Source organism: Aquisphaera insulae (assembly GCF_011064615.1).
Taxonomy (GTDB): Bacteria; Planctomycetota; Planctomycetia; order Isosphaerales; family Isosphaeraceae; genus Aquisphaera; species Aquisphaera insulae.
This window is the reverse complement of sequence record NZ_JAALJH010000010.1, coordinates 127,303-147,767: the sequence shown is the minus strand read 5'-3', so window position 1 is coordinate 147,767 and position 20,465 is coordinate 127,303. Positions and strand designations below refer to the sequence as shown.

Annotated in this window: 16 protein-coding genes and 1 pseudogene; 12 read left to right on the top strand and 5 right to left on the bottom strand. The window is 64.9% G+C overall.

The window, feature by feature from the left end:
* The first annotated feature begins 124 nt into the window (after positions 1-124).
* From G6O54_RS08760 to G6O54_RS08745, 5 genes and pseudogenes are all read left to right on the top strand, one after another.
* A complete protein-coding gene (locus G6O54_RS08760) occupies positions 125-1,576 on the top strand; it encodes a Gfo/Idh/MocA family protein (protein WP_165223346.1) in 1,452 nt (483 codons plus the stop codon).
* 124 nt (positions 1,577-1,700) lie between these two features.
* The gene (locus G6O54_RS08755) at positions 1,701-2,864 is read left to right on the top strand and encodes an alpha/beta hydrolase (RefSeq protein ID WP_165223395.1); all 1,164 of its coding nucleotides are present in this window, start codon (positions 1,701-1,703) and stop codon (positions 2,862-2,864) included.
* Positions 2,865-2,916: 52 nt separating this feature from the next.
* A pseudogene (locus tag G6O54_RS38745) lies at positions 2,917-3,141 on the top strand (hypothetical protein); the annotation flags it as partial.
* Between the two features lie 100 nt (positions 3,142-3,241).
* The gene (locus tag G6O54_RS37785; RefSeq protein WP_250846782.1) at positions 3,242-3,409 is read left to right on the top strand and encodes a hypothetical protein; all 168 of its coding nucleotides are present in this window, start codon (positions 3,242-3,244) and stop codon (positions 3,407-3,409) included.
* A gap of 1 nt (position 3,410) precedes the next feature.
* Positions 3,411-3,965: a hypothetical protein gene (locus G6O54_RS08745; RefSeq protein ID WP_165223025.1), complete on the top strand. Its 555-nt coding sequence runs from the start codon at positions 3,411-3,413 to the stop codon at positions 3,963-3,965.
* Between the two features lie 300 nt (positions 3,966-4,265).
* Here the strand turns inward: G6O54_RS08745 and hchA are convergent, their stop codons facing one another.
* Both hchA and G6O54_RS08735 read right to left on the bottom strand, forming a co-directional pair.
* Positions 4,266-5,141, bottom strand: a complete 876-nt coding sequence (gene hchA / locus G6O54_RS08740; RefSeq protein WP_165223343.1) for a glyoxalase III HchA — start codon at positions 5,139-5,141, stop codon at positions 4,266-4,268.
* Between the two features lie 556 nt (positions 5,142-5,697).
* Positions 5,698-7,020 carry a hypothetical protein gene (locus G6O54_RS08735; protein ID WP_165223339.1) on the bottom strand — a complete coding sequence of 441 codons (1,323 nt, stop codon included), beginning with the start codon at positions 7,018-7,020 and terminating at the stop codon, positions 5,698-5,700.
* Positions 7,021-7,221: 201 nt separating this feature from the next.
* On the opposite strand from G6O54_RS08735, the gene G6O54_RS08730 reads away from it, so the two are divergent.
* Positions 7,222-7,650: a hypothetical protein gene (locus tag G6O54_RS08730; RefSeq protein ID WP_165223336.1), complete on the top strand. Its 429-nt coding sequence runs from the start codon at positions 7,222-7,224 to the stop codon at positions 7,648-7,650.
* Positions 7,651-7,736: 86 nt separating this feature from the next.
* On the opposite strand, the gene G6O54_RS08725 is transcribed toward G6O54_RS08730, so the two are convergent.
* Positions 7,737-8,231, bottom strand: a complete 495-nt coding sequence (locus G6O54_RS08725) for a hypothetical protein (RefSeq protein WP_165223333.1) — start codon at positions 8,229-8,231, stop codon at positions 7,737-7,739.
* Positions 8,232-8,490: 259 nt separating this feature from the next.
* Here G6O54_RS08725 and G6O54_RS08720 point away from each other — a divergent pair, with 259 nt between their 5' ends.
* From G6O54_RS08720 to G6O54_RS38740, 3 genes are all read left to right on the top strand, one after another.
* Positions 8,491-9,456, top strand: coding sequence for an SMODS domain-containing nucleotidyltransferase (locus G6O54_RS08720; RefSeq protein WP_165223330.1), 966 nt, complete (start codon positions 8,491-8,493; stop codon positions 9,454-9,456).
* A gap of 2 nt (positions 9,457-9,458) precedes the next feature.
* Complete coding sequence (locus tag G6O54_RS08715) at positions 9,459-10,535, top strand: CBASS cGAMP-activated phospholipase (protein ID WP_165223327.1); 1,077 nt, start codon at positions 9,459-9,461, stop codon at positions 10,533-10,535.
* Positions 10,536-10,652: 117 nt separating this feature from the next.
* Positions 10,653-10,967: a DUF6166 domain-containing protein gene (locus tag G6O54_RS38740; RefSeq protein WP_369432130.1), complete on the top strand. Its 315-nt coding sequence runs from the start codon at positions 10,653-10,655 to the stop codon at positions 10,965-10,967.
* 550 nt (positions 10,968-11,517) lie between these two features.
* On the opposite strand, the gene tkt is transcribed toward G6O54_RS38740, so the two are convergent.
* On the bottom strand, positions 11,518-13,683 hold the full coding sequence (gene tkt, locus G6O54_RS08710) for a transketolase (protein WP_165223324.1): 2,166 nt from the start codon (positions 13,681-13,683) through the stop codon (positions 11,518-11,520).
* A 56-nt stretch (positions 13,684-13,739) separates the two neighbouring features.
* Positions 13,740-14,999, bottom strand: coding sequence for a transaldolase family protein (locus G6O54_RS08705; protein WP_165223321.1), 1,260 nt, complete (start codon positions 14,997-14,999; stop codon positions 13,740-13,742).
* A gap of 317 nt (positions 15,000-15,316) precedes the next feature.
* Here G6O54_RS08705 and G6O54_RS08700 point away from each other — a divergent pair, with 317 nt between their 5' ends.
* The 3 genes from G6O54_RS08700 (at position 15,317) to G6O54_RS08690 (ending at position 20,105) form a co-directional block, all read left to right on the top strand.
* Entirely contained in the window at positions 15,317-16,285 is a 969-nt protein-coding gene (locus tag G6O54_RS08700; RefSeq protein ID WP_165223318.1) for an acyl-ACP desaturase, read from the top strand.
* Between the two features lie 91 nt (positions 16,286-16,376).
* Positions 16,377-16,616: a hypothetical protein gene (locus tag G6O54_RS08695; RefSeq protein WP_165223315.1), complete on the top strand. Its 240-nt coding sequence runs from the start codon at positions 16,377-16,379 to the stop codon at positions 16,614-16,616.
* 585 nt (positions 16,617-17,201) lie between these two features.
* Positions 17,202-20,105 (top strand): choice-of-anchor Q domain-containing protein, encoded by a 2,904-nt coding sequence (locus tag G6O54_RS08690; RefSeq protein ID WP_165223312.1) that lies wholly within the window; start codon positions 17,202-17,204, stop codon positions 20,103-20,105.
* The last annotated feature ends 360 nt before the right edge of the window (positions 20,106-20,465 follow it).

Sequence of the window (20,465 nt, the reverse complement as noted above, 5' to 3'; positions counted from 1 at the left end):
TCGACGCGACCCGGTGGAGGAATAACTTCGACGATTGTGCCCGGCGGATCTCGCCGGGAGCTTTGATTCGCCATCGTCTCGACGACTCGCCCCGGTCAAGGACCGGTGGTAAAGGGGGTGGAACGTGGGATACGGGAATCTATCGCGGCGGGGTTTCCTCGAGCGCTCGCTGGGGACGTTCGCCGCCGCGGGGCTGCCGACCTGGTATGCCCGGCAGCTCTTGGCGGCCCAGGAAGATGCGGTCAAGAAGTCATCGGCCAACGATCGCCTCGTCATGGGCGTCGTGGGCATCGGCAGCCCGGTAAGCCGCAGCTTGCAGGTCGTCGGCGAGTCGAGCCCCAGCGTGAAATCGGGGCAGTTGACATTCACCCTTGGCTGCGACGTGGACGCCTCCCATCGCAAGCACGCCACGGAGGTGATGCGCAAGCGAGGGTTCAACGAGTTCGAGGCCAACACCGGGGACTTCCGCGAGCTCATCCACAACAAGTCGCTCGATTGCGTGCTCGTCGCCACGCCCGACCATTGGCATGCGCAGGTGGCCATCGAGGCGCTCAAGGCCGGCAAGGACGTCTACTGCGAGAAGCCGCTCACGCTGACCGTCGCCGAGGCCCTGGCGGTCCAGGCGGCGGTCAAGGACACGGGCCGGATCCTGCAGACCGGCAGCCAGCAGCGAACCGACTTCCGCGGCCTGTTCCGCCTGGCGGTCGAGCTTGTCCGCGCCGGCCGCCTCGGCAAGATCCGGACCATCGAGTGCCGCCTCAACGGCAGCCCGACGAGCGGTCCGCTCCCGGAGACGCCCGTCCCCGAGGGGCTGGACTGGGACCGCTGGCTCGGACCGACCGCGAAGGTGCCCTATCGCAAGAAGGGGAACCAGTCGAACTGCCATTATGAGTTCCGCTGGTGGTACGAGTACTCCGGCGGCAAGATGACCGACTGGGGTGCTCACCACCTGGACACCGCGCAGTGGGCCCTGAACAAGGACGGCAGCGGCCCCATCGCCGTGGAGGTGCTCAAGGCGGCCGAGCCCTACAAGGGGGGCGACGGCTACAACTGCCACCCGAGCTTCCAGGTTCAGTACACTTACGACGACGGCACCAAGGTCATCGCCATGAGCGGCGGCGGCACCGACATGGGGACGAAGCTGGTGGACAAGGACGGCAAGGTCCCCGAGCAGCGGTTCGGGCCGAATCGCGGCAAGCCCTTGCGCGTGGGACCGGACGAGAACGGCGTCCTCTTCCTGGGCGAGCACGGCAGCCTGTTCGTCAGCCGCTTCACGATCCTGGCCAGCGACGCGAAGATCCTCGCGGAGCCGCTCAAGGACGACCCGAAGGTGTACGACGGCGGCCGGCCGACCAACCAGATGCAGAACTTCGTCGATTGCGTCAAGAGCCGCAAGCCGCCGATCTGCAACGCCACCGTCGGCGGCAGCTCGGTGATCGTCTGCCACATCGGCGTGATCGCCTTGCGGACCGGCAAGAAGCTGAAGTGGGACCCCGTCGCGCACCGGTTCGACGACGCGGAGGCCAACGCGATGCTCTCCCGGCCGCGCCGCGACCCCTGGCAGCTCCCGGTCTGATCGATCCGCTCGAGTCACGTCCCGCCGCCCGTCGAGGGCGGCGGGGCGGCAATTCCATCCCCTTGCGTCCGCCGTCCCCTCCCTTGATCCAGGACCGAGGAGCACCGTCGTGAGAGCAGCGTCGATGGGTCTCGTGTTGCTGCCCCTTCTGGCCGGCCGGATGGCGTTGGCGCAGGCCGTGCCGGCTCAGAGCGCGCCGGCCGTGGAGGACTTCAAGCCGGCATCCTCCAACCAGGGTGGCAAGGAATATCCCCAGGTCAACTCGGAGCGTCGGGCCCGCTTCCGGATCGTCGCGCCCCAGGCCCAGAGCGTGAAGGTGCCCGAGTGGGGCGGGGTCGCCCTGACCAAGGGCGAGGACGGAGCCTGGATCGGCACCACGCGCCCCCTGGACGAAGGGTTCCATTACTACCGGATCAACATCGACGGGGCCGAGGTCCCGGACCCCGGCAGCAAGCCCTACTTCGGCGCCGGCCGCTGGGGCAGCGCCATCGAGATCCCGGCCCAGGACGAGGAGTTCTACGCCGTCAAGGACGTCCCGCACGGCCAGGTCCGCCGGACCCTCTACTTCTCCAAGAGCACCAACGCCACGCGACGCTGCTTCGTCTACACGCCGCCCGATTACGACAAGGACGCGACCAGGCGCTATCCGGTGCTGTACCTCCAGCACGGCGCGTTCGAGGACGAGACCGGGTGGGGAGACCAGGGGCGCGCGAACCTGATCCTGGACAACCTCATCGCGGGGGGCAAGTCCAGGCCGTTCCTCATCGTGATGGACAACGGCGGCAACAACTTCGGCGTCGGGCCGCGTCGGGGTGCCCCCCCCGCCCCCGGCGGCGCCGCCGGTGGGGGTGGCCGTCCGAGGTTCGACTTCTCCGCCTTCGCGAAGATCATGACCGAGGAGCTGATCCCCTACATCGACGCCAATTTCCGGACGCTCGCCGACCAGCCGCATCGGGCCATGGCGGGCCTGTCGATGGGCGGCGCCCAGACCAGGCAGATCACCCTGGCCAACCTCGACAAGTTCTCGCACATCGGCCTCTTCAGCGGCGGCAGCATCGCCGCGACTGATCCCGCGCTGGCCGACCCGTCGGCCTTCAAGCAGAAGGTCAAGGTGCTGTTCGTCAGCTACGGCAGCAGGGAGAACACCGCCGCCGCGAAGGCGAACCATGAGGCGCTGGAAAAGCTGGGCATCAAGAATACCTACTACGAATCCCCGAACACGGCGCACGAATGGCAGACCTGGCGGCGGAGTCTCCACCAGTTCGCGCCGCTGGTGTTCCAGGGTTAGCCGGACTCCCTTCCCGCACGGGTGCGCGAACGCCTCTCGACCAGGAACGAGCATGATGCGCCACCGACCTCTCGGGGATGGCCGAGGTAGGTCTCGCCCTCGATTCCTCGGGCTCGCGGTGCTGGTCCTGCTCGGGGGCCGGTCGGCCGGCGCGGTCGAACCCGCCGTGCCCGACGATGGTTTCGTCAGCGACTGCTGCGTGAGTTGCCACGACGGCGCGAGCAAGAAAGGCCAGCTCGACCTGACCGTCCTCGAGTTCGACGCGGGCGATCCCGCCAACCGGGCCGTCTGGATCAAGGTGCACGACCGCGTGAAGGCGGGCGAGATGCCGCCCGAACCTCGGCGACGCGAACGCGCACTCGACGACGAACCTGCCGATGCTCATCGCCGGCGGCGACTTCCGCCACGGCCAGCACCTGGCCTCCGACCGCGGCCGCAACTATCCCCTGCCAAACCTGTTCGTGTCGATGCTCCGGCGGATGGGGATCGAGGAGATCGGCTTCGGCCCCTCCACGGGCACGAAGACCGGCCTGGAGATGACCTGACATGGCTTTCGCCCGATCGATCTTCCTGGCGCTCCTCGTCGGCCTCGGCTCGCCCGCCGACGGCCCGATGGTCATCGCTTTCGATGCGGCCGAGACCGGCAAGCCGATGTCGAGCTACAAGGATCGGGGCGTCGAGTTCGCGCCGTCGCACCCGCTGACCGGGAGCCGCGCGGCCGGCCGTGTGATGTTCTTCCCGCACCTGAAGACGCCGCGGAAGGGCATCCTCAACGCGATGGCCAACGAGTCGATCCCCGTCGAGATCCGCTTCCCGAAGCCGGTGGCGAGGGTCACGCTCACCCTCTGGGGGTCGATCGGCAGCGCGGCGGTCGTCGAGGCGTACGACGCCGACGGCAAGGTCGCGGACCGCGCGTCCCGCGACCGGGTGCCGGAACGGACCGGGCCGGAGCAGCCGATCCCCAGCTTCGACCTGACGGTCAAGGCCCCGGCGATCGCCTCTGTCCGGTTCTCGGGCGCACCGCCGGGCGGCTACCTGGTGTGCGACGAGGTCCGCGCCGTGCCGGCGGCCGCATCGGCGTCGGGCCCGTCGCCGCGTTAGCCCGCGGATGGTCGTCCCTCCTCGTCACGGCGGCCTCATCCGACGCACGTTCGGCATACGCAAGCCTTGGAACAACCCGAGGCACTGTGCCGTGGCTCCCGCTGCAACGTCCGACGATGGCGCTTGATTTCGGATTGGGTGACGGCATCGACCGCCGCCTCCCTCGCCGGCGTCGATGCAGAAAGCGGTCGTAGCCAGGCGGGGCAGCGGAGTCTCGCATCCTATCCTGAATCGCGGGCATCTCGTCGCCGCTCTCCATGGCGAGAGCGACGTCGAAGGCGGCACGGGCCGGTGCGCGGCTCATCGCGAAGCGACGTCGGCGAGCAGCGTCTGGGCGGCCAGCTTGCCGAGGTTGTTCGACGCCAGCGGGCTGTCGCCGGTGAGCAAGCGGCGGTCCTTGTGGACCTTGCCCGTCATGTCGGAGTTGAGAATCTTCACCCCAAGCTCACGCAGCCGCTCGCCCAGGAGCCACGGCATCGGGCCGGGGATGTAGCCGATTTCGACGTTGAACCCGGCGTCGAGGCTGTCGGGAAAGACGCAAATCTCGTAGCCGCGAAACGGGAAAGCTCCCTTGGGTTCGCCGAGCCCTGCGGCGAGCAATCCGGCCGGCCCGTGGCAGAGCGAGATCACGTAGCGGTCGCTGGCTTGGACCCAGAACAAGACCTTCTTCAGGTCCTCGCTGAAGGGGATGTCGTTCAGGGCACCGTGACCACCGGGGATGAAGACGCCGATGTAATTGCCCGCATCTGGGTCCTTCGCGACATCCGTCAGCTTCTTCGGGGCCTTGAGCCGGTCGCGGTACTTGGCGTAGATGCCCTTGACCGTGTCGTCCTCGTTCGGGAAGGCCCACATTTCGAGCTTCACCGGGTCGCCCGACGGCGTGGCGACGTCGACCTCGAACCCGGCGAGGTCCATGTGGTACATCGGCAGCAGCATCTCGACGGGATGGTTGCCGGTCGAGAAGAACTTGCCGTTCTGCATCATCAGGTAGCGTTCCTGCGTCGCGACCAGAAGGACCTTCCACTTGCCGCCCGTGTAGGGGTCGGGGTAGGTGGTGCCGTCGAAGTCGGTCTTCGACGAGGTATACTTGGTGAGCGAGTAGGGCGACGGGAAGAAGGCGTTCTCCTCGGCGGCATCGGGGGCCGGGGTCCGGTCTTCCTGATGTGGATCAGGCATGAAAATCTCCTAATATTGGGCCTCTGATTGGCTCCATGCGGTCCTCCGCACGATGTGTCCCGTGCGGAGTCTTCGCGGGGTCCCACGGTGAGCAGGTGGAACCGCAGAGTCAATCAAGAAATTCCCACCACGGCACAGTGGCCTGCGTTTTGACGGCGAGGCGTCGATCTGCTCGGACACGTGAGCGAAGAGCACGCAACACAACCCCCAAGATCGGTCGCTGCCGATGGTCGGGTCGGTGGCTCTGAAAAGGGGCCTCGGAGTGCTCTCGGAGCTGCGTCTGATAATAGAACTTATGTTCGCAGACGTGAAAATGTGTCGAATGTGACGAATGTTCCGTGTCCTTCGAGCCCCGGACGCTGAGTCCCGGAGACCATCGGATAAGCCGCCTTTATGTTTCGGAGAGCGACGACCACTCGAGACCTCGGACCGTGTGCTTGCGTGGAAAAGTTCGCTATCACGCCTGAGAAGAAGACCCAGCCAGGCCCTTCACGAAGTCGTGAAAGGGCCTGGAGGACATTACAAGGTAACGGCGGGTCCGATGCCGCCCCCGAACCTAACAATATTTGTCGATTTCGCGTGTCTCAAATGTGCCATCGGTCGCCCGGACGACCTCCAGCGTATCAAACGACTCGTCGGATGCCCGGATAATCTCCAGCGTGTCAAACGACTCGTCAGAAGCCCCGACGACTTCCAGCGTGTCAGAGAATTCTGTGTACAGAGTAGCAACACCATCTGCGTTGATGGAGCACCGTTCTTGGCCTGCTTTCTGCGTGATGAGTCCTAAGGCGAGGCTCTGGCTCCCAGCGATGCACAATTCCGCCCTAAGCGGTGGAGTACCGTAGTACTGGCCGTTGTCAAATGGACAGTCGAACAGAGACGGGTTCGGACTGGCACAACTCATTCCAGTGGGCGGGTCGCGGCGGTCAGGGTGTGTGAATCCCGCACTGTGCATCATTTCATGAATCAACGTTTGTGAAATTTCTGTATTCCCTTGAGGGAAGAGTACACCGAAGTTGACCTGCAAATGAGAGCCTCCAATGGTTGCTCTAGCATTTATGCCGGGTTCATTGAGAGTGCTGTGGCGGATGGGCTTTTGGTATGCCTTGAACAAGGATTCTCTTTCCGCGGCGGACAAATTGTTGCATCCGCCAATGCGTCCTATGGCGAAGCGGTGCCTGTCAATCAAGCGGGCCCGGTTAGCAGCGGAGATGTCGGCATCGAATGTAAAGTTTGATGTCATCCAGTCGCCGACGACCGGGGTCCCTATCCCGTCGCCGAAGCGAATTCTTCTGATAGTCCTGCCGTTCATGTCGCCGAGGTGGAAGGTTGAGCCGATGAGGAGCCCCGGCTTATCGGTGCCGGTGCCGTCCCAGTCGCCGACGACCGGGGTCCCCACCCCGTCGCCGAATTGGACCCGCCTGATGGTCCTGCCGTTCATGTCGCCGAGGTGGAAGGTTGAGCCGATGAGGAGCCCCGGCTTGTCGGTGCCGGTGCCGTCCCAGTCGCCCACAATTGGGGTCCCGGGCCCGTCGCCGAATTGGACCCGCCTGATGGTCCTGCCGTTCATGTCGCCGAGGTGGAAGATGGCACCGATTTTGAGGCCCGGCTTATCGGTGCCGGTGCCGTCCCAGTCGCCGACGACCGGGGTCCCGGGCCCGTCGCCAAATTGGACGCGTCGAATCGTCGACCCGTCCATGTTTCCGAAGTGGAAGATGGCACCGATTTTGAGGCCCGGCATGTCGATGCCAGTGCCGGTCCAATCGCCGACGATTGGGATACCCGCTCCATCGCCGAATTGGACCCGTCGAGTCGTCGACCCATTCAAATCGCTGAAGTGAAATACCGGAGCGATGAAAAGCCCTGGAAGGTCCATCATTAGAATTCCCTTGACCTGATGGCGTGATGAGCAGGTTGAACACCGGGCTTCTCAGGCTCGATGCCCCCAGGTTCAAAATCAAGCGAATGAATCCTGCTTGAACGTTTTCTGAATTATCCGCCCGATTTTGCCGGAGATAATTCCCTTTATCTCCGCTACCCATCCCGGTTTCGGGGCGTGCCCGCTACCTGCGTTGTGGAATTGAACACTCCTACAGCCTATCAACGCCGCACACAGGCATTCCAGAAAATTCTTTCAAAAATTTGCTACGGCGTCAGGTTTGAAGCCGACGAGCATTTTTCCCTATTCGGGAAGTCACCCGTCCCGAAGAGCGGACGGGCTTTGTGCATGATAACTCCCTTTATCATGCACCGGCCGGAGAGGTCCGAGGGTTGCTATCCCGGGGCCCTCGCAGTCCATCCGGAGGCGGAGAAGGGAACCGAGGAGGAGGCAGAGGCAGAGCGGAGAGCCGCGACGCCGGAGGCCCTGGCGAAGTCTTTAGCCTTCGCCATCGAGAAGTTTGAGAAGCAGTTCAGCATCTCGCCCGAGGAGAAGCTTGAACCCCTCCGCCTGGTCGTGAAGGGGCTTCAACCGTCGAAGACAACAGGCAACCGAATGGCGAAGAGGTGAGGCCGCTTCTGAGTCATCGCGAGATATGCACGCCGGATGTGGCTCCGTACCCGATTTTCCCAGCAATCCCCCGTAGAGCCATGAGCCTAGCTGCTAAGGATTTCGGCAAACGCATGCAACGTTGCATTGCTCAGGATTGCAGGGTCTGAGCGGAATTTATTGAGCATTAGGTCTGCAAACTTCCAAGGATTGAGCTTAATCACTCGATTGTTCGCATCAATCACATCAATACTTGTCACAGCGTCGTACGAATCATCGATTTTCCATTTATAAGTCACTCCATTGTCAATTATTAGCTTCGGCATACCTTGATGTTGAATCCCATGCCGGTAGACCTTCCAGAATCGCTTGAACTCATCACCATGCATACCGAAGTCGTTCGCTGCTGCGACCTTAAATGCCTCGTCGCCGCCAATTCCCTCATGCGTGTTCGTAACGGTGCGATAGTACCGCTCACATAGAAAGAGCGACGCTGATAGGGCGAGGAACGCACCATCTCCCTCGGGCAACTCTGCGAGTTTTGCAATGGGTCGTGCGAACCATCCCTCGAAGCGTTCAGCAAAACTGGCTCCATCCTTCATTGTTTAATCTCTTGATAGAACTTCTCTTAGGTCTTCCACCGCTCGTTCTCCAAAGCTTAACCGAGCCCACAGCCCTCTGCGACAGTGCGACGACCAAAACGCCGAAGGCCCATCCCACTTTAGATGCATCACTGCATACAGCCTCGTTCTGGATGTGCGATTCTCGAAAATGGGACATGCGTCCACATTGAACGCCTGACACTTACCCGTTAGCATTGATGCAAGCTCAGCGGCACGATGACCTCGAGGAGTGGACCTGATGTGGTGCGACGCTCATTTTAACAAATTCAATAATCAGTTGAAGCTTGACCAAACTCGAAGGGGCCGCATCGACAGTGCCGTCGCGGCCTTTGAAAAGTTTTGCAGAGATGACGAACAGCTCTCTGCCGCCATGACAGGGCCGCCTTTCTTGCAAGGCTCTGTCGCGACTGGAACCGCCATCCGCCCAATCGCGAACGACGAATTCGACGTGGATGTGATTTATCCGTTCTCGCTTGCCCGCTTCGGGAACCCCACCCCAACACCAAAAGCCATTCTAGATTGGTTTATATCGCGGCTGAAGAATCGAGCCTATTACGCTGAGCGATTGAAGCCGAAGAGTCGCTGTGCCCGTATCGACTACGCGGGCGATTTCCACCTCGATATCATCCCATCGACGACCGAGGTGAGTAGCCATCGGCCGTACGCGGTCCCCGCCCGCGATCTGCTTGATTGGATTACGAACGACCCGCACGGCTTTGTTTATTGGGTCAACACTCTCGACGCACAATCAGGTTGGCGTGACGCCTCAGGGGACGGACGCTTCGTGCGTGGAGTCCGCATGCTGAAGCGATGGCGTGATAATTGTTTCGGATATGCAAGTGCACCATCATCGATTTTGCTCGTGACGATGCTCGGCAAGCACATCCCGAAAGCCGGATATGTGCCACCCCTCCAAGACCCCTTGTATCCACAATATCAACACGACGCCGCATACTTATATGACATGGTGCGTCTCACCGTGAGCTGCATAAAGAACCCGCCCCACTTTGCATTCATGCACCCAACCATTCCTGGCGACGACTTAGCACGCGGGTGGGATACAGACTACCTAGAGTTGTTCACGTTACGACTTGAGCTTTTCGCTCTACACCTCGGACAGGGCATCTTGGCTCAGACGGACGCCGAAGCGGTCGGGCGTTATCGAAATGCCTTTGGCGACACATTCCCCTTGGAGGCTTGGTAATCGTGGAAGGACCGGAATCAGAACCGCCGGTGCAACCGGAGGCGGGAACGAAACCCTTCCGTATTCTCAGCCTTGACGGCGGTGGCATTCGCGGAGCCTTTACAGCAGCGTTCCTCGCCAGGCTGGAAAAAACGCTGGAGCATCCCTTAACGGAATACTTCGACCTCATAGCCGGCACGTCCACCGGCGGCATCATAGCCGTGGCCCTCGCATTGGGTGAGCCCTGCCATCGCATTCGCGATTTCTATCAGGAGTATGGTCCGCAAATCTTCTCCCGCAGGGATGCGTTACCCATTCCAGGATGGGTACTGAATCGGCTAAGCGTTGTTGCCAACCAATATCTAGCCCCCTACGGTTTGGATGTCGATGCGTTTCGTCAATCTAAATATGATGGTGTTGTTCTCAAACAGGCTCTTGAGCAAGTACTGGGGACTCGGACTTTAAACGACGCAAAGACAAGGCTTGTCATCCCTTCCGTTGACTTGGTGTCGGGGAAGACGGTCGTCTTCAAAACTCCTCACCAGCCGGGTTTTATCCGCGACAAGCATCTTTCGGCCGTCGATGTCGTCCTTGCGACTACGGCCGCACCGACTTACTTTCCACACGCGGTAATGAAGCCCGGGACTGCTTATACGGACGGCGGGGTCTGGGCCAACAACCCGAGCATGGTCGCCTACGTCGAGGCCTTGAAGATTCGCGAAGTCTGCACCAGGCCAGGCATCGACCCTGTGTTTGACATGCAAGATGTACAGCTGTTGTCCATTGGAACTGGCAAGCCCAAGTACAGCATGACACCCCCTGAGGTCGGCCCCGGCCTGGGCTGGTGGGCTCTTCGTCTATTGGACGTGGTGTTCACCTCGCAAGCCCAGGGCGTGGACAATCAAGTGAGGTATGTCCTTGGCGAACAGTATTACCGGGTTGATTTTGACATCCTTGACAAGTCTTGGTCTTTGGATGCTGTCAATTTGGTCTCCACTCTAGTTCATCTTGGGGAAGAGAAAGCGGTCGAGAACTATGCCGTTCTCAAGCGTGACCTACTGAATTCGACGAGCAACCGCCCATACCATCCATTCGCCTAATTGCCGAACTAGATCAAGCACGCATGCACTGGCTCTTTCTAGGTCATAACGCCCTTTATGACCTAGAGAAGCCGTTCTATACATCCACTCTCATCCGATGATTTGGCAAGGAGCTCCATGGCCCGGGTTCGCTACGAAGGCCGGAGAACCAAGCAAGGCGTAACCGTGACACGGGACGCCGACGTCGGGACGAGCCGGCCGCTGCCGCTTCGGCTCGGCCTCGCGAGGAAGTCGCCCGCCGGATTCGAGTGGGGGTACGACGGCTCGGGCCCGGCTCGCCCTCGCGATGCTCGCCGACGTCGTCGGCGGCACGCGGGCCCTGCGGAACTTCCGGCGGTTCGAATTCGCCGTGGTCGGGAGGCTTCCGCTGGTCGTACCGTGCCACCGCTCCTCGGGTGCTCCAGACGAGTCGGCCGGGCCTCCGTCGGATGAGCGGCCTTCGTGTTCTCTCGCCGCCGACCGTTCACTTCACCGGCTCGATTTCCCCCGGACGTCATGTCTTGGCGAACCACGGCTCCAGCGGGCCGTAGAGGCGGAGCAGGGCGAACCAACCCTTGCCGGCGATCATCTGCGTCCAGTTCCTCTCCTTCCTCGAATCGCGTTGAGGGGCCTGTATGTGAGCTGGAGGATAAACATGCCACTGGTCGGACGCTACCGGCGGAAGCCCGACTGGGTGCTTTGGAATCGGAACACGATCTCTGATCCCGTGTCGCTCTCCAGCGGCGATTATCGCCCCGGCAGTCCGACGCATGCCGCCCCGTGCCAACGGCGAGGATGAGTGGCCATGAGCCACCCCCGACACGGGCGCCGCGGCCGTCGTTACGGCGTGCGAACGACCTGTGGCGGGGTGTTCGGCGCTGCAATTCAAAAATAGCCGGATCCCCGTCTCAACCGGTTCGATTCGATGGCTCTCACCGCGTCACGCTTCGATCCCTTCACGGCCGCGGGAGTTCCGCGAGTTCCGCGTGGCCCCGGTCGCCGTTCAGGAATGCCCCTCCCGGGGCCCGGTCGGGGCGACCGCCGTCTCCTCCCCGCCGGCTTCCTCCCTCGCGGCGTCGTCATGGCGGCCGAGGAGGCGGAGGGCTTCGGCGGTGACTCGTTCGACCGTGAAGCCGAACTGCTTCATGACCTCCTCGCCGGGGGCGGAGGCACCGAACCGGTCGATCCCGATGACGACCCCCTCCGAGCCGGCGTATCGATCCCAGCCGAGGGGCGAACCGGCCTCGATCGTGACCCGCCTCCGCACGGCCGGCGGCAGCACGCGATCGCGATAGGCGGCCTCCTGGGCGTCGAAGAGTTCCCAGCTCGGCATGCTGACGGCGCGTGCCACCACGCCCAGGGCGGCCAGGCGCTCGCGCGCTTTCAGGCAGAGGGACGTCTCGGATCCGGACCCGATCAGGATCACGTCGGGCCGGCCGCCCGCGGCCTCGGCCAGGATGTATGCCCCGCGGTGCACGCCGGGCTCGCGGGCATCCGCGCGCTCCAGGATCGGCAGGTTCTGGCGGCTCAATGCGAGTGCGGTCGGGGAGTCGCGCTCGACGGCCACGACCCACGCCTCGGCCGCCTCGTTGGCGTCGGCAGGCCGGATCACGGTCAGGCCGGGGATGGCCCGCAGGCCGATCAGTTGCTCGACGGGCTCGTGGGTGGGGCCGTCCTCCCCGACGGCGATGCTGTCGTGAGTGAAGACGTAGATCGCATGCAGGCCCATCAGGGCACCGAGCCGGATCGAGGGCTTCATGTAGTCGGAGAAGACGAGGAACGTCGCCCCATAGGGGATGATGCCCCCGTGGGCGGCCATGCCGTTGACGGCCGCGCCCATCGCGTGCTCGCGGACGCCAAAGTGCAGGTTGCGGCCCGACCGACCCCAGGCGGCCCCGACCGACCCCGCGGTGGCCGGCCCGCCGACGTCCGGGGGCTGGTAGTCTCCCTGACCCTTGAGCGCCGTGCTGGTCGAGGGGTTCAGGTCGGCGGAGCCGCCGATGATGTTGGGGATCCTCGCGGCAAGCGCATTGAGCGCCTGGCCGGCCGCCACGCGGGTGGCGATCGGCTTGTCCCCGGGCTTCCAGGTGGGCATCCCGTCCGCCCAACCCTCCGGGAGTTCGCCGCCCATGATGCGGCGCCACTCGGCCCCTTCCTCGGGATAGGAGGCCATGTAGGCCTCGAGCGAGCGACTCCATTCCCCCTGGGCACCGGCACCCCGGCCGAGCGCCTCGCGGAAGTGCCGCACGGCCTCCTCGGGCAGGTGGAAGCGATCCATCGTCGGCCAGCCGATCGCCCGCTTCGTCGCCCGCAACTCGTCCTCCCCGAGGGGCGTACCGTGGGCGCCGAAGGTCCCCTGCTTGTTCGGGCTGCCGCGGCCGATCCGGGTGCGGACCAGCAGCAGCGAGGGCCGGTCACGCTCGCCACGGGCCTCCTCGATGGCCCGGGTGACGTCCTCGACGTCGTCGCCGTCCGGGACGTGGCGGGTGTGCCAGCCGTACGCGTCGAAGCGTCCGGCGACGTCCTCGGTGAAGGAGAGTTCGGTCGCGCCGGCGAGGGTGACGTGGTTCTGGTCGTAGAGGTAGATGAGCTTGCCCAGGCGGAGGTGGCCGGCGAGCGAGGCGGCCTCGTGGCTGATCCCCTCCATGAGGTCGCCGTCGGAGACGAGTGCATAGGTGTGATGGTCGACGATCGCGTGCCCCGGGCGATTGAACCGGGCCGCGAGCCAGGACTCGGCAATCGCGAGGCCGACGCCGTTGGCGAATCCCTGGCCGAGGGGGCCGGTGGACAGCTCGACGCCCGGAGTATGGTGGCCCCGCTCGGGGTGGCCCGGCGTCCGGCTGCCCCACCGGCGGAACCGCTTGATCTCGTCCAGGCCGAGGTCGTATCCGGTCAGGTGGAGCAGGCTGTAGAGCAGCATCGAGCCGTGGCCGGCCGAGAGGACGAATCGGTCGCGGTCCGGCCAGAGCGGATCCCTGGGGTTGTACCTCAGGAACCTCGTCCAGAGCACGTAGGCCATCGTCGCGGCACCCATCGGCAGGCCGGGATGCCCCGAATTCGCCTCCTGCACGGCGTCGGCGGAGAGCATCCGCAGCGTGTCGATGCAGAGTTCGTCCAGCGACTTGTCGCCCGCCGCAAGCCCGCCCTCTCGAGCCGATGTCCGTTCCATGCCCCCTCCTGTGCGGGCAGCGACGCCCGCCGGCGTGGCGCCCTCCCCATCGGCGTTCATGCGGCCCCGATGAGCTTGCGAACATAGGCGTCGAAGGCGGCCTGATCGACGCCGAACGATTGGAGCGCCGCCTCGGTCATCAGGTCGTCCAGGGAGGCCCGGCCGCGCCACCGTGCGACGTCGGGGATCTTGCCCCCCTCGCGGATCGCCGCCCTCTCGCCCTCGTCGAAGTCGGCGAACAATCGGGTGCCCCGCTCCCGGTCGGCCCGCCGCAAGTCGTCGCCGGTCAGGTTCGCGCCGCCCCGAGAAGCCAACTCCTCGGCGAACGACTTGAACGCGTCGTCGATGGTCCAGAGCACCTCGACGCTCCCCTTGTCCGTGCCGCCGCCGAGCTTCACCTCGTACCCGTCCCGGCGCCGCGACCCGACGTCATCCGGCGTGTACCCCTTCGCGTAGAACTCGGCGAGGACCTTGGGGGGGATCGTGAAGACGTCCATGCCGGCCAGGGCGAGCATCTGGTCGGCGTTCCGCATGGACGCGGCGATCTGCCGCGTGGCGACACCCGGCATCGCCCGGCGGATCTCGCGGACGGCGTCCTGCGAAGCCAGCGCCGTCTTCTCGCCGACGAACTTGCCGTCGCCGAGCCGGTTGTCGGCGACGACCGCGTTCAGCCGCCCCAGGAAGACGTTCACGTAGTCGGGCCTGGACAGCAGGGCGGCCAGGTAATTCTGCCGCGCCGAGAATCCGAGCGTGTAGTTGACGGGGATGCCCTCCTCCCGCACCCGCGCGACGGCGCAATATCCCTCCGGCGTCAGGGGGATCTTGACGACGAACCGCTCCGGGCTGACGGCGTGATAACGCCGGGCGTAGCGGACGGTCTGGTCCATGTCGCGGGCGACGCCGGGATGCAGCTCCACGCTCACCCTGGCGTCGAATGCCTCGGCGAGGCGGATGGCGATGTGGCTATTGATGATGAAGACGATGTCGAGCACCAGCGCGTCGAGGGAGACGTCCGGCTCGGCGTCCCGGATCGTCCCGGCTGCCTCCCGGATCGTCGAGTCCATCGACCCCGACTGGACGACCTGGTTGGCGAGGGTGTTGTTGGTGGTCAGGGCGGACATCTCGGGCCGCCAGAGCCGCCTCGCCTCCTCCAGGCTCCCCGTGTCGAGCCACAGCTCCGTCCCCGCCCGCCGCAGCTCCCGGAGGACGGGATCGCCGGTCCTGGCCCGTTCGCGATCCGGGAGCCGGGCCGGCTTGCGGGCCAGCTCCGCCACCGCGCGATCACGACCCCTCAGCTCCGCGACATTGCCTGCCATGAATCTCCCCGGCTCCGATTCCGAACGCTGATCGTCGGCTTCCGCCTCCAGTGGCGACCGGCGAAAGACCCAGCAACGTCCACGCCAATTTTGGTTTTTATGACTTTATGGGGATTATCGGTCACCGACGGAGGGATTTCCCCTCGTCGCCGTCGGGGTTCTCCCCCGAGACGCGAGGCCGATCCGGGTTTGAATGTCGATTCATCGCCATTGGAATCCGATTTGCCCTTGGCTTCGATCCAGGCCCTCCGCAATCCGGCCTTCCGCCTGGCCCGCCCCTTGCCCTCTTACAATCCCGACACATCGGTAATCGCCCCATGAGCATCATCGAAGGGTTGCAGGACTTCGTCGGCGACGCCTTGGCCCTGCTGACGCCCGTCGAGGCCAGTTGGCAGCCGACCGACCTGCTGCCGGACCTCGCCGGTGAGGGCTGGCGCGAACGACTCGGGGCATTCCGGGAGGAGGCATCGCGGCTGCCCGCCGAATTGCTCGTCGTCCTCGTAGGCAACATGGTCACCGAGGAGGCCCTGCCGAACTATGCGATCGCCCTCCAGCGGGTCGCCCGCGACGCCACCGGCACGAGCGAGACGCCCTGGGCTCGGTGGCTGCGCGGCTGGACCGCCGAGGAGAACCGCCACGGCGACCTGCTCAACGCCTATCTGCGGCTCACCGGCCGCGTGGAGATGCGCGAGGTCGAGCGGACCGTGCAGCATCTCATCCGCAACGGGTTCTCCCAGGGGAATGAAGGGGACGACTATGCGAGCCTGGCCTACGCGGCCTTCCAGGAGCGCGCGACACGGCTGACCCACGCGAAGCTCGGCCGGCTCGCCGCGGCGAACGGGGAGGGTAACCTCGCGAGGATCTGCCGCAAGATCTCGGCCGACGAGGCGAGGCATGAGGTCTTCTACACGAGGGTCGTCGGCGAGGTCTTCGAGCGCGACCCGGAAGGGATGATCCTCTCCTACCACGCCACGCTCAGGAAGCTGATCGCGATGCCCGGCGCCCGCATGGCCGACGGCCGGGCGCCGGGCCTGTTCGAGGACTACTCGGCGGCCGTCCTCCGGGCCGGAGTCTACACGACGCACGACTACGCCGCGGTCATCCGGCACCTGAATACAGCGTGGGGCGTGGAGCGACGGTCGCTCGCCGGCAAGGCGGCCAGGGCCCAGGACTACATCTGCCGCCAGCCGGAGCGCTACGAGCTCCTGGCGGCAGAAATCGAGTGCCGTGCCCTCGAACGTGCGCCTGCCCGGTTCTCATGGCTCGTCGATGGTCTCGACCGATGAGGCGACCACCCGTCCGATCGACCGCCGTTGACTTCCCGGCCCCACTCACCACGACGATTCGAAGAATGAAACCCCAGAAAGGAAGCACAGCATGCTCATTCGACTCCCCGGCGTTGGAGACGAGATCATCTACGTCGAGACGGGCAACATCCTGCTCCTGGCCCGGAGCCTGCCCGACGACAAGCCCGGGGACGCACCCCAGGGCGCCCAGTGCTCGGTGCTCCTCGTCGGCAAGGTCGCCCTCCGCCTCGGCGTCCCCTTGGAGAAGGCCGCTCAAATCATCAACGGCCCGGGCAATATCGGCGCCGAACTGGCCGACGACGAGGACTGACCCGTCGCGCCCCGTCGGACCGCCCGCGAGGATCCTCAGCCCCTCGAACCACCGTCTCACCCGGATGGGAAGCTCCGCCGGAGCGGACCGAGTTCGTGCAGGGCGACCGCCGTCGTCGACGTTGCCCAACTCGAAGTCGACCCGGCGATTGACGCCCCCGGACCTCGAGTTCCCCGGGCCGTCCACGCCGCGAATCTTCCCGATCTCTGGCGGCGGCCTGGTGCGTCGCTCCTGGTCGAGACATATCGGGCGGGAAAGCTCGTGACGGTCCGCTCTGCACCTTCGACCCACGGCCAGCTTCGTGCCGCGCTGGCGTCATCTGCCTTTTCTTCTTCCAGTTCGTGTAAGGTCCGCGCCTCCCGGCGCGATTCCTGGACGTGAGCCGGCCGCGAACGAAGCGGGGCCACGAGGCCGGGACGTGCGAACCGGTCTCGCTTCCACGAAGTCACACCCCCTGATCGGCTGCCGGCTCGTCCCGAGTCCGCCAACCAGGCGCATCGCGGCCCGCAGGGCCGGGCGCGGGGGACCGTTCCGCCTGAAATTCGACGCCTGATTTCTCGACCTTCACCGAGTGGAGACCCGAAGATGCTGCGCGCCCTGCTTTCCAGGACCCTAAGTCCCCGCGTCCGCCGGACCATTCGCACCCGCCGCGTGGGTTGCGAGCTGCTGGAGGGTCGTCGGCTGCTGGCAACATTCATGGTCAACAACCTCGGCGACGACTGGGTGGGCGGCACCCTGCGCGTCTCGCTCACTCAGGCCGCACAGACTCCGGGCAACAACACCGTGGTCTTCGACCCGACCGTCTTCAACGTCCCGCGCACGATCACGCTGACACGAGACTACCCCCTGATGCTCGGCTCAGCCGCGGGCTCGGTCACCGTGATCGGACCGGGATCGAACATGCTGACCGTCCAGGGCAACAACACCTCCACGGTCTTCGGCAACGCGACCTGGGACCAGCCAGCGTCGCTCTCGGGGATGACGATCACCGGCGGCCATTCCTCCGGATATGGCGGCGGACTCGACGCCAGTGGGAGCGGTCTCTCGCTGACCGACGTGGTCTTCCGGGGCAACTCCACCGGTGGTTATGGAGGCGGTGCCTCGATCTTCAGTACCAGCGGCACGACCACCTTGACCAACGTCGCCTTCATCGGGAATTCCGCGAGCCACGAGGGCGGCGGGCTGTTCATCGGCGGGAATTCCGCGACCCTGACGAATGTCACCTTCACCAACAATTCAGGCCTGTATGGCGGCGGGATGTATACCGTCAGTGGTTCCCGCACGCTCACCAACGTCACCTTCACCAACAATTCGGCATCCGGCTACGGAGGGGGGATGTCCGCGGCTGATGGCCAGGACTCCCTCGAATCCGTCACCTTCAACGGCAACACCGCACCGACGGGCGGCGGACTGTTCACCGCCAACGGCGCACGCACGCTGACCAACGTCACCTTCGGCAATAACGCGGCGACAACGTCCGGCGGCGGGATTGCTGCGAGTAACGGCTCTGAAACCCTCAAGAACGTCACCTTCGCCGGCAACTCCGCACCTGTTGGCGGCGGTCTGATCGGCGGTCTCGGCTCACGCACCCTGAGCAATGTCACTTTCGCCGGGAATTCCGCCCAGATCCGGGGCGGTGGACTCGAGCTCACCGGTGGAACGAACACGCTGACCAACCTCACCATCAGCCAGAACACGGCACCGCTGGGAAGTGGGCTGATGCTTGCCCCTCAGGGCTCTGCAGTGCTGACGAACACGATCCTGGCCGGGAACACCGGCAGCAGCAACCTGGCGTATTACGTCAGTAACCCCTACACGGGGTCGAACAACCTGATCGGCGGCGATCCGAAGCTCTCCCCGCTGGGCTGGTACGGCGGGCCGACGCAGACCATGCCCCCGCTGGCCGGCAGCGCAGCGATCGGAGCTGGCACCACCTCCGGTGCCCCGACCACCGACCAGCGCGGATTCCCGCGCGGGTCCTCGATCGACCTCGGCGCCTTCCAGACCCAGGGCACCATGAACCTGGTCGTCTCCGGGACCGGTGAGACGGCCGCGGCGCCTGGCGGATATACGCTCCGATCCGCGGTCAACCTGGCCAATCAGCACGCGGGCCCCGACACGATCACCTTCGACCCCGGCGTCTTCGGCACGCCGAAGTCCATCACCCTGACCGGGGGCGAGCTGGAGCTGGCGGACAGCGCCACCACGACGATCACCGGGCCGGGGGCCAACCTGCTGACCATCAGCGGCAACAACGCCAGCCGAGTGTTCAACGTCAGCGGCTCGGCCTCGATCTCCGGCCTCGCGGTGACAGGCGGACAGGCCCCCGGCGGAGGGACCTCCAGCGGCGGCGGCATCTTCAACGCCAGCGGCGCCAACCTGTCGCTGACCAACGTCCTGGTCAGCGGTAATCACGCCACCGCCGGCGGCGGCATCGCCAACCGGGGGACGGCCACGCTCAACAACGTCACGATCAGCGGCAACTCCGCACTGGTCGGCGGCGGCATGATGAGCTTCGGGACGGCCAACCTCACCAACGCCACCGTCAGCGGCAACACGGCCTCGACGTTCGGCGGCGGCCTGTACGATTACATGGGCAAGATGTCGCTCAAGAGCGTCACCGTCAGCGGGAACTCGGCTGGCATCAGCAATGGCGGCGGCGGCTTGATGAACTACCTGGGGAACACTTCTCTCACCAGCACCATCGTTGCCGGCAACAATGGTGGCGACGTTTCCGGGAACTCGATCACGGGAGCGTTCAACCTGATCGGCGGCAACCCTCGGCTGGCCCCGCTGGGCTACTACGGCGGGCAGACCCCGACGATGGCCCTGCTGCCCGGCAGCCCCGCGCTCCGCGCCGGCTCGGGTGCTCTCTACGACCAGCGCGGGTTCTTTCGAGGTTCTGTCGCGGACATCGGTGCCTTCCAAAGCAGGGGCTTCAATGTCGCCATCACCGGAGGGAACAATCAGTCGACCAAGATCAACACGCAATTCGCGACCCCGCTGAGTGTCAATGTCACCAGCCCCTACGGTGAGCCGGTTGCCGGAGGCGCCGTCATCTTCTCCACCCCTGGCCCCGGAACGATGGCGACCTTCACCGTGAACCCGGCGCCGATCGACGCTCAGGGCAATGCCAGCGTCATCGCGACTGCAACCGGGATGATCGGAGGCTACGACACCTGGGCCTCGACCAACGCGGGCATGGCCACGTTTCGGCTGACCAACAACTTGCAGGCGGCGGCGCAGGGACGACCCGTCTCCTCGGGCACGTTCGACGCGGTCATCGCGGCGCTCGGTGCGGAATCGGAGCCGGACGCGCCCGCGTCACCCAGCGGCCCGACGAGCTCCTCAACGGCGTCCACGAGCCGTCTCAAGGTCGTCACCGGCGCCGCCTATCCCAAGCTCGAGGCCCGGATCGGGAGGGCCCGATTGTCCTTCCTCTCTTCCAAGGGCGTGACGAGTAAGTTCGCGTCCCCCCTGCTCGATTGATCGCGCGATCGAGGGCTCGCGACGGACACCACGCTGCAAGGGAACGATCGGGCCGCTGGACGGGCCGATCGACGTCCCTTGCAGCGGCTTCGATTTCCGGCGTCACCGGCGCCCCGGCGCGATTGAACCGACGGCCCGCGGGGCGGGTCCTGGGCCGAATCTGAACCTTCTTTCCAGTTCGTGTAAGGTCCGATCCCCCTGCCGTGTTTCATTGTCGAAGGCCAACCTCGACCACGGCGGAGCACCGAGGCCGGTACGTGCGACCTGGTCGCGATTTCGCGAAGCCCACACAAACGGACGGGCCTCCTGATCGGTGCCCGGATCCTGTTCGAATCCGATCAAGGAAGCAGAGAGGAATTC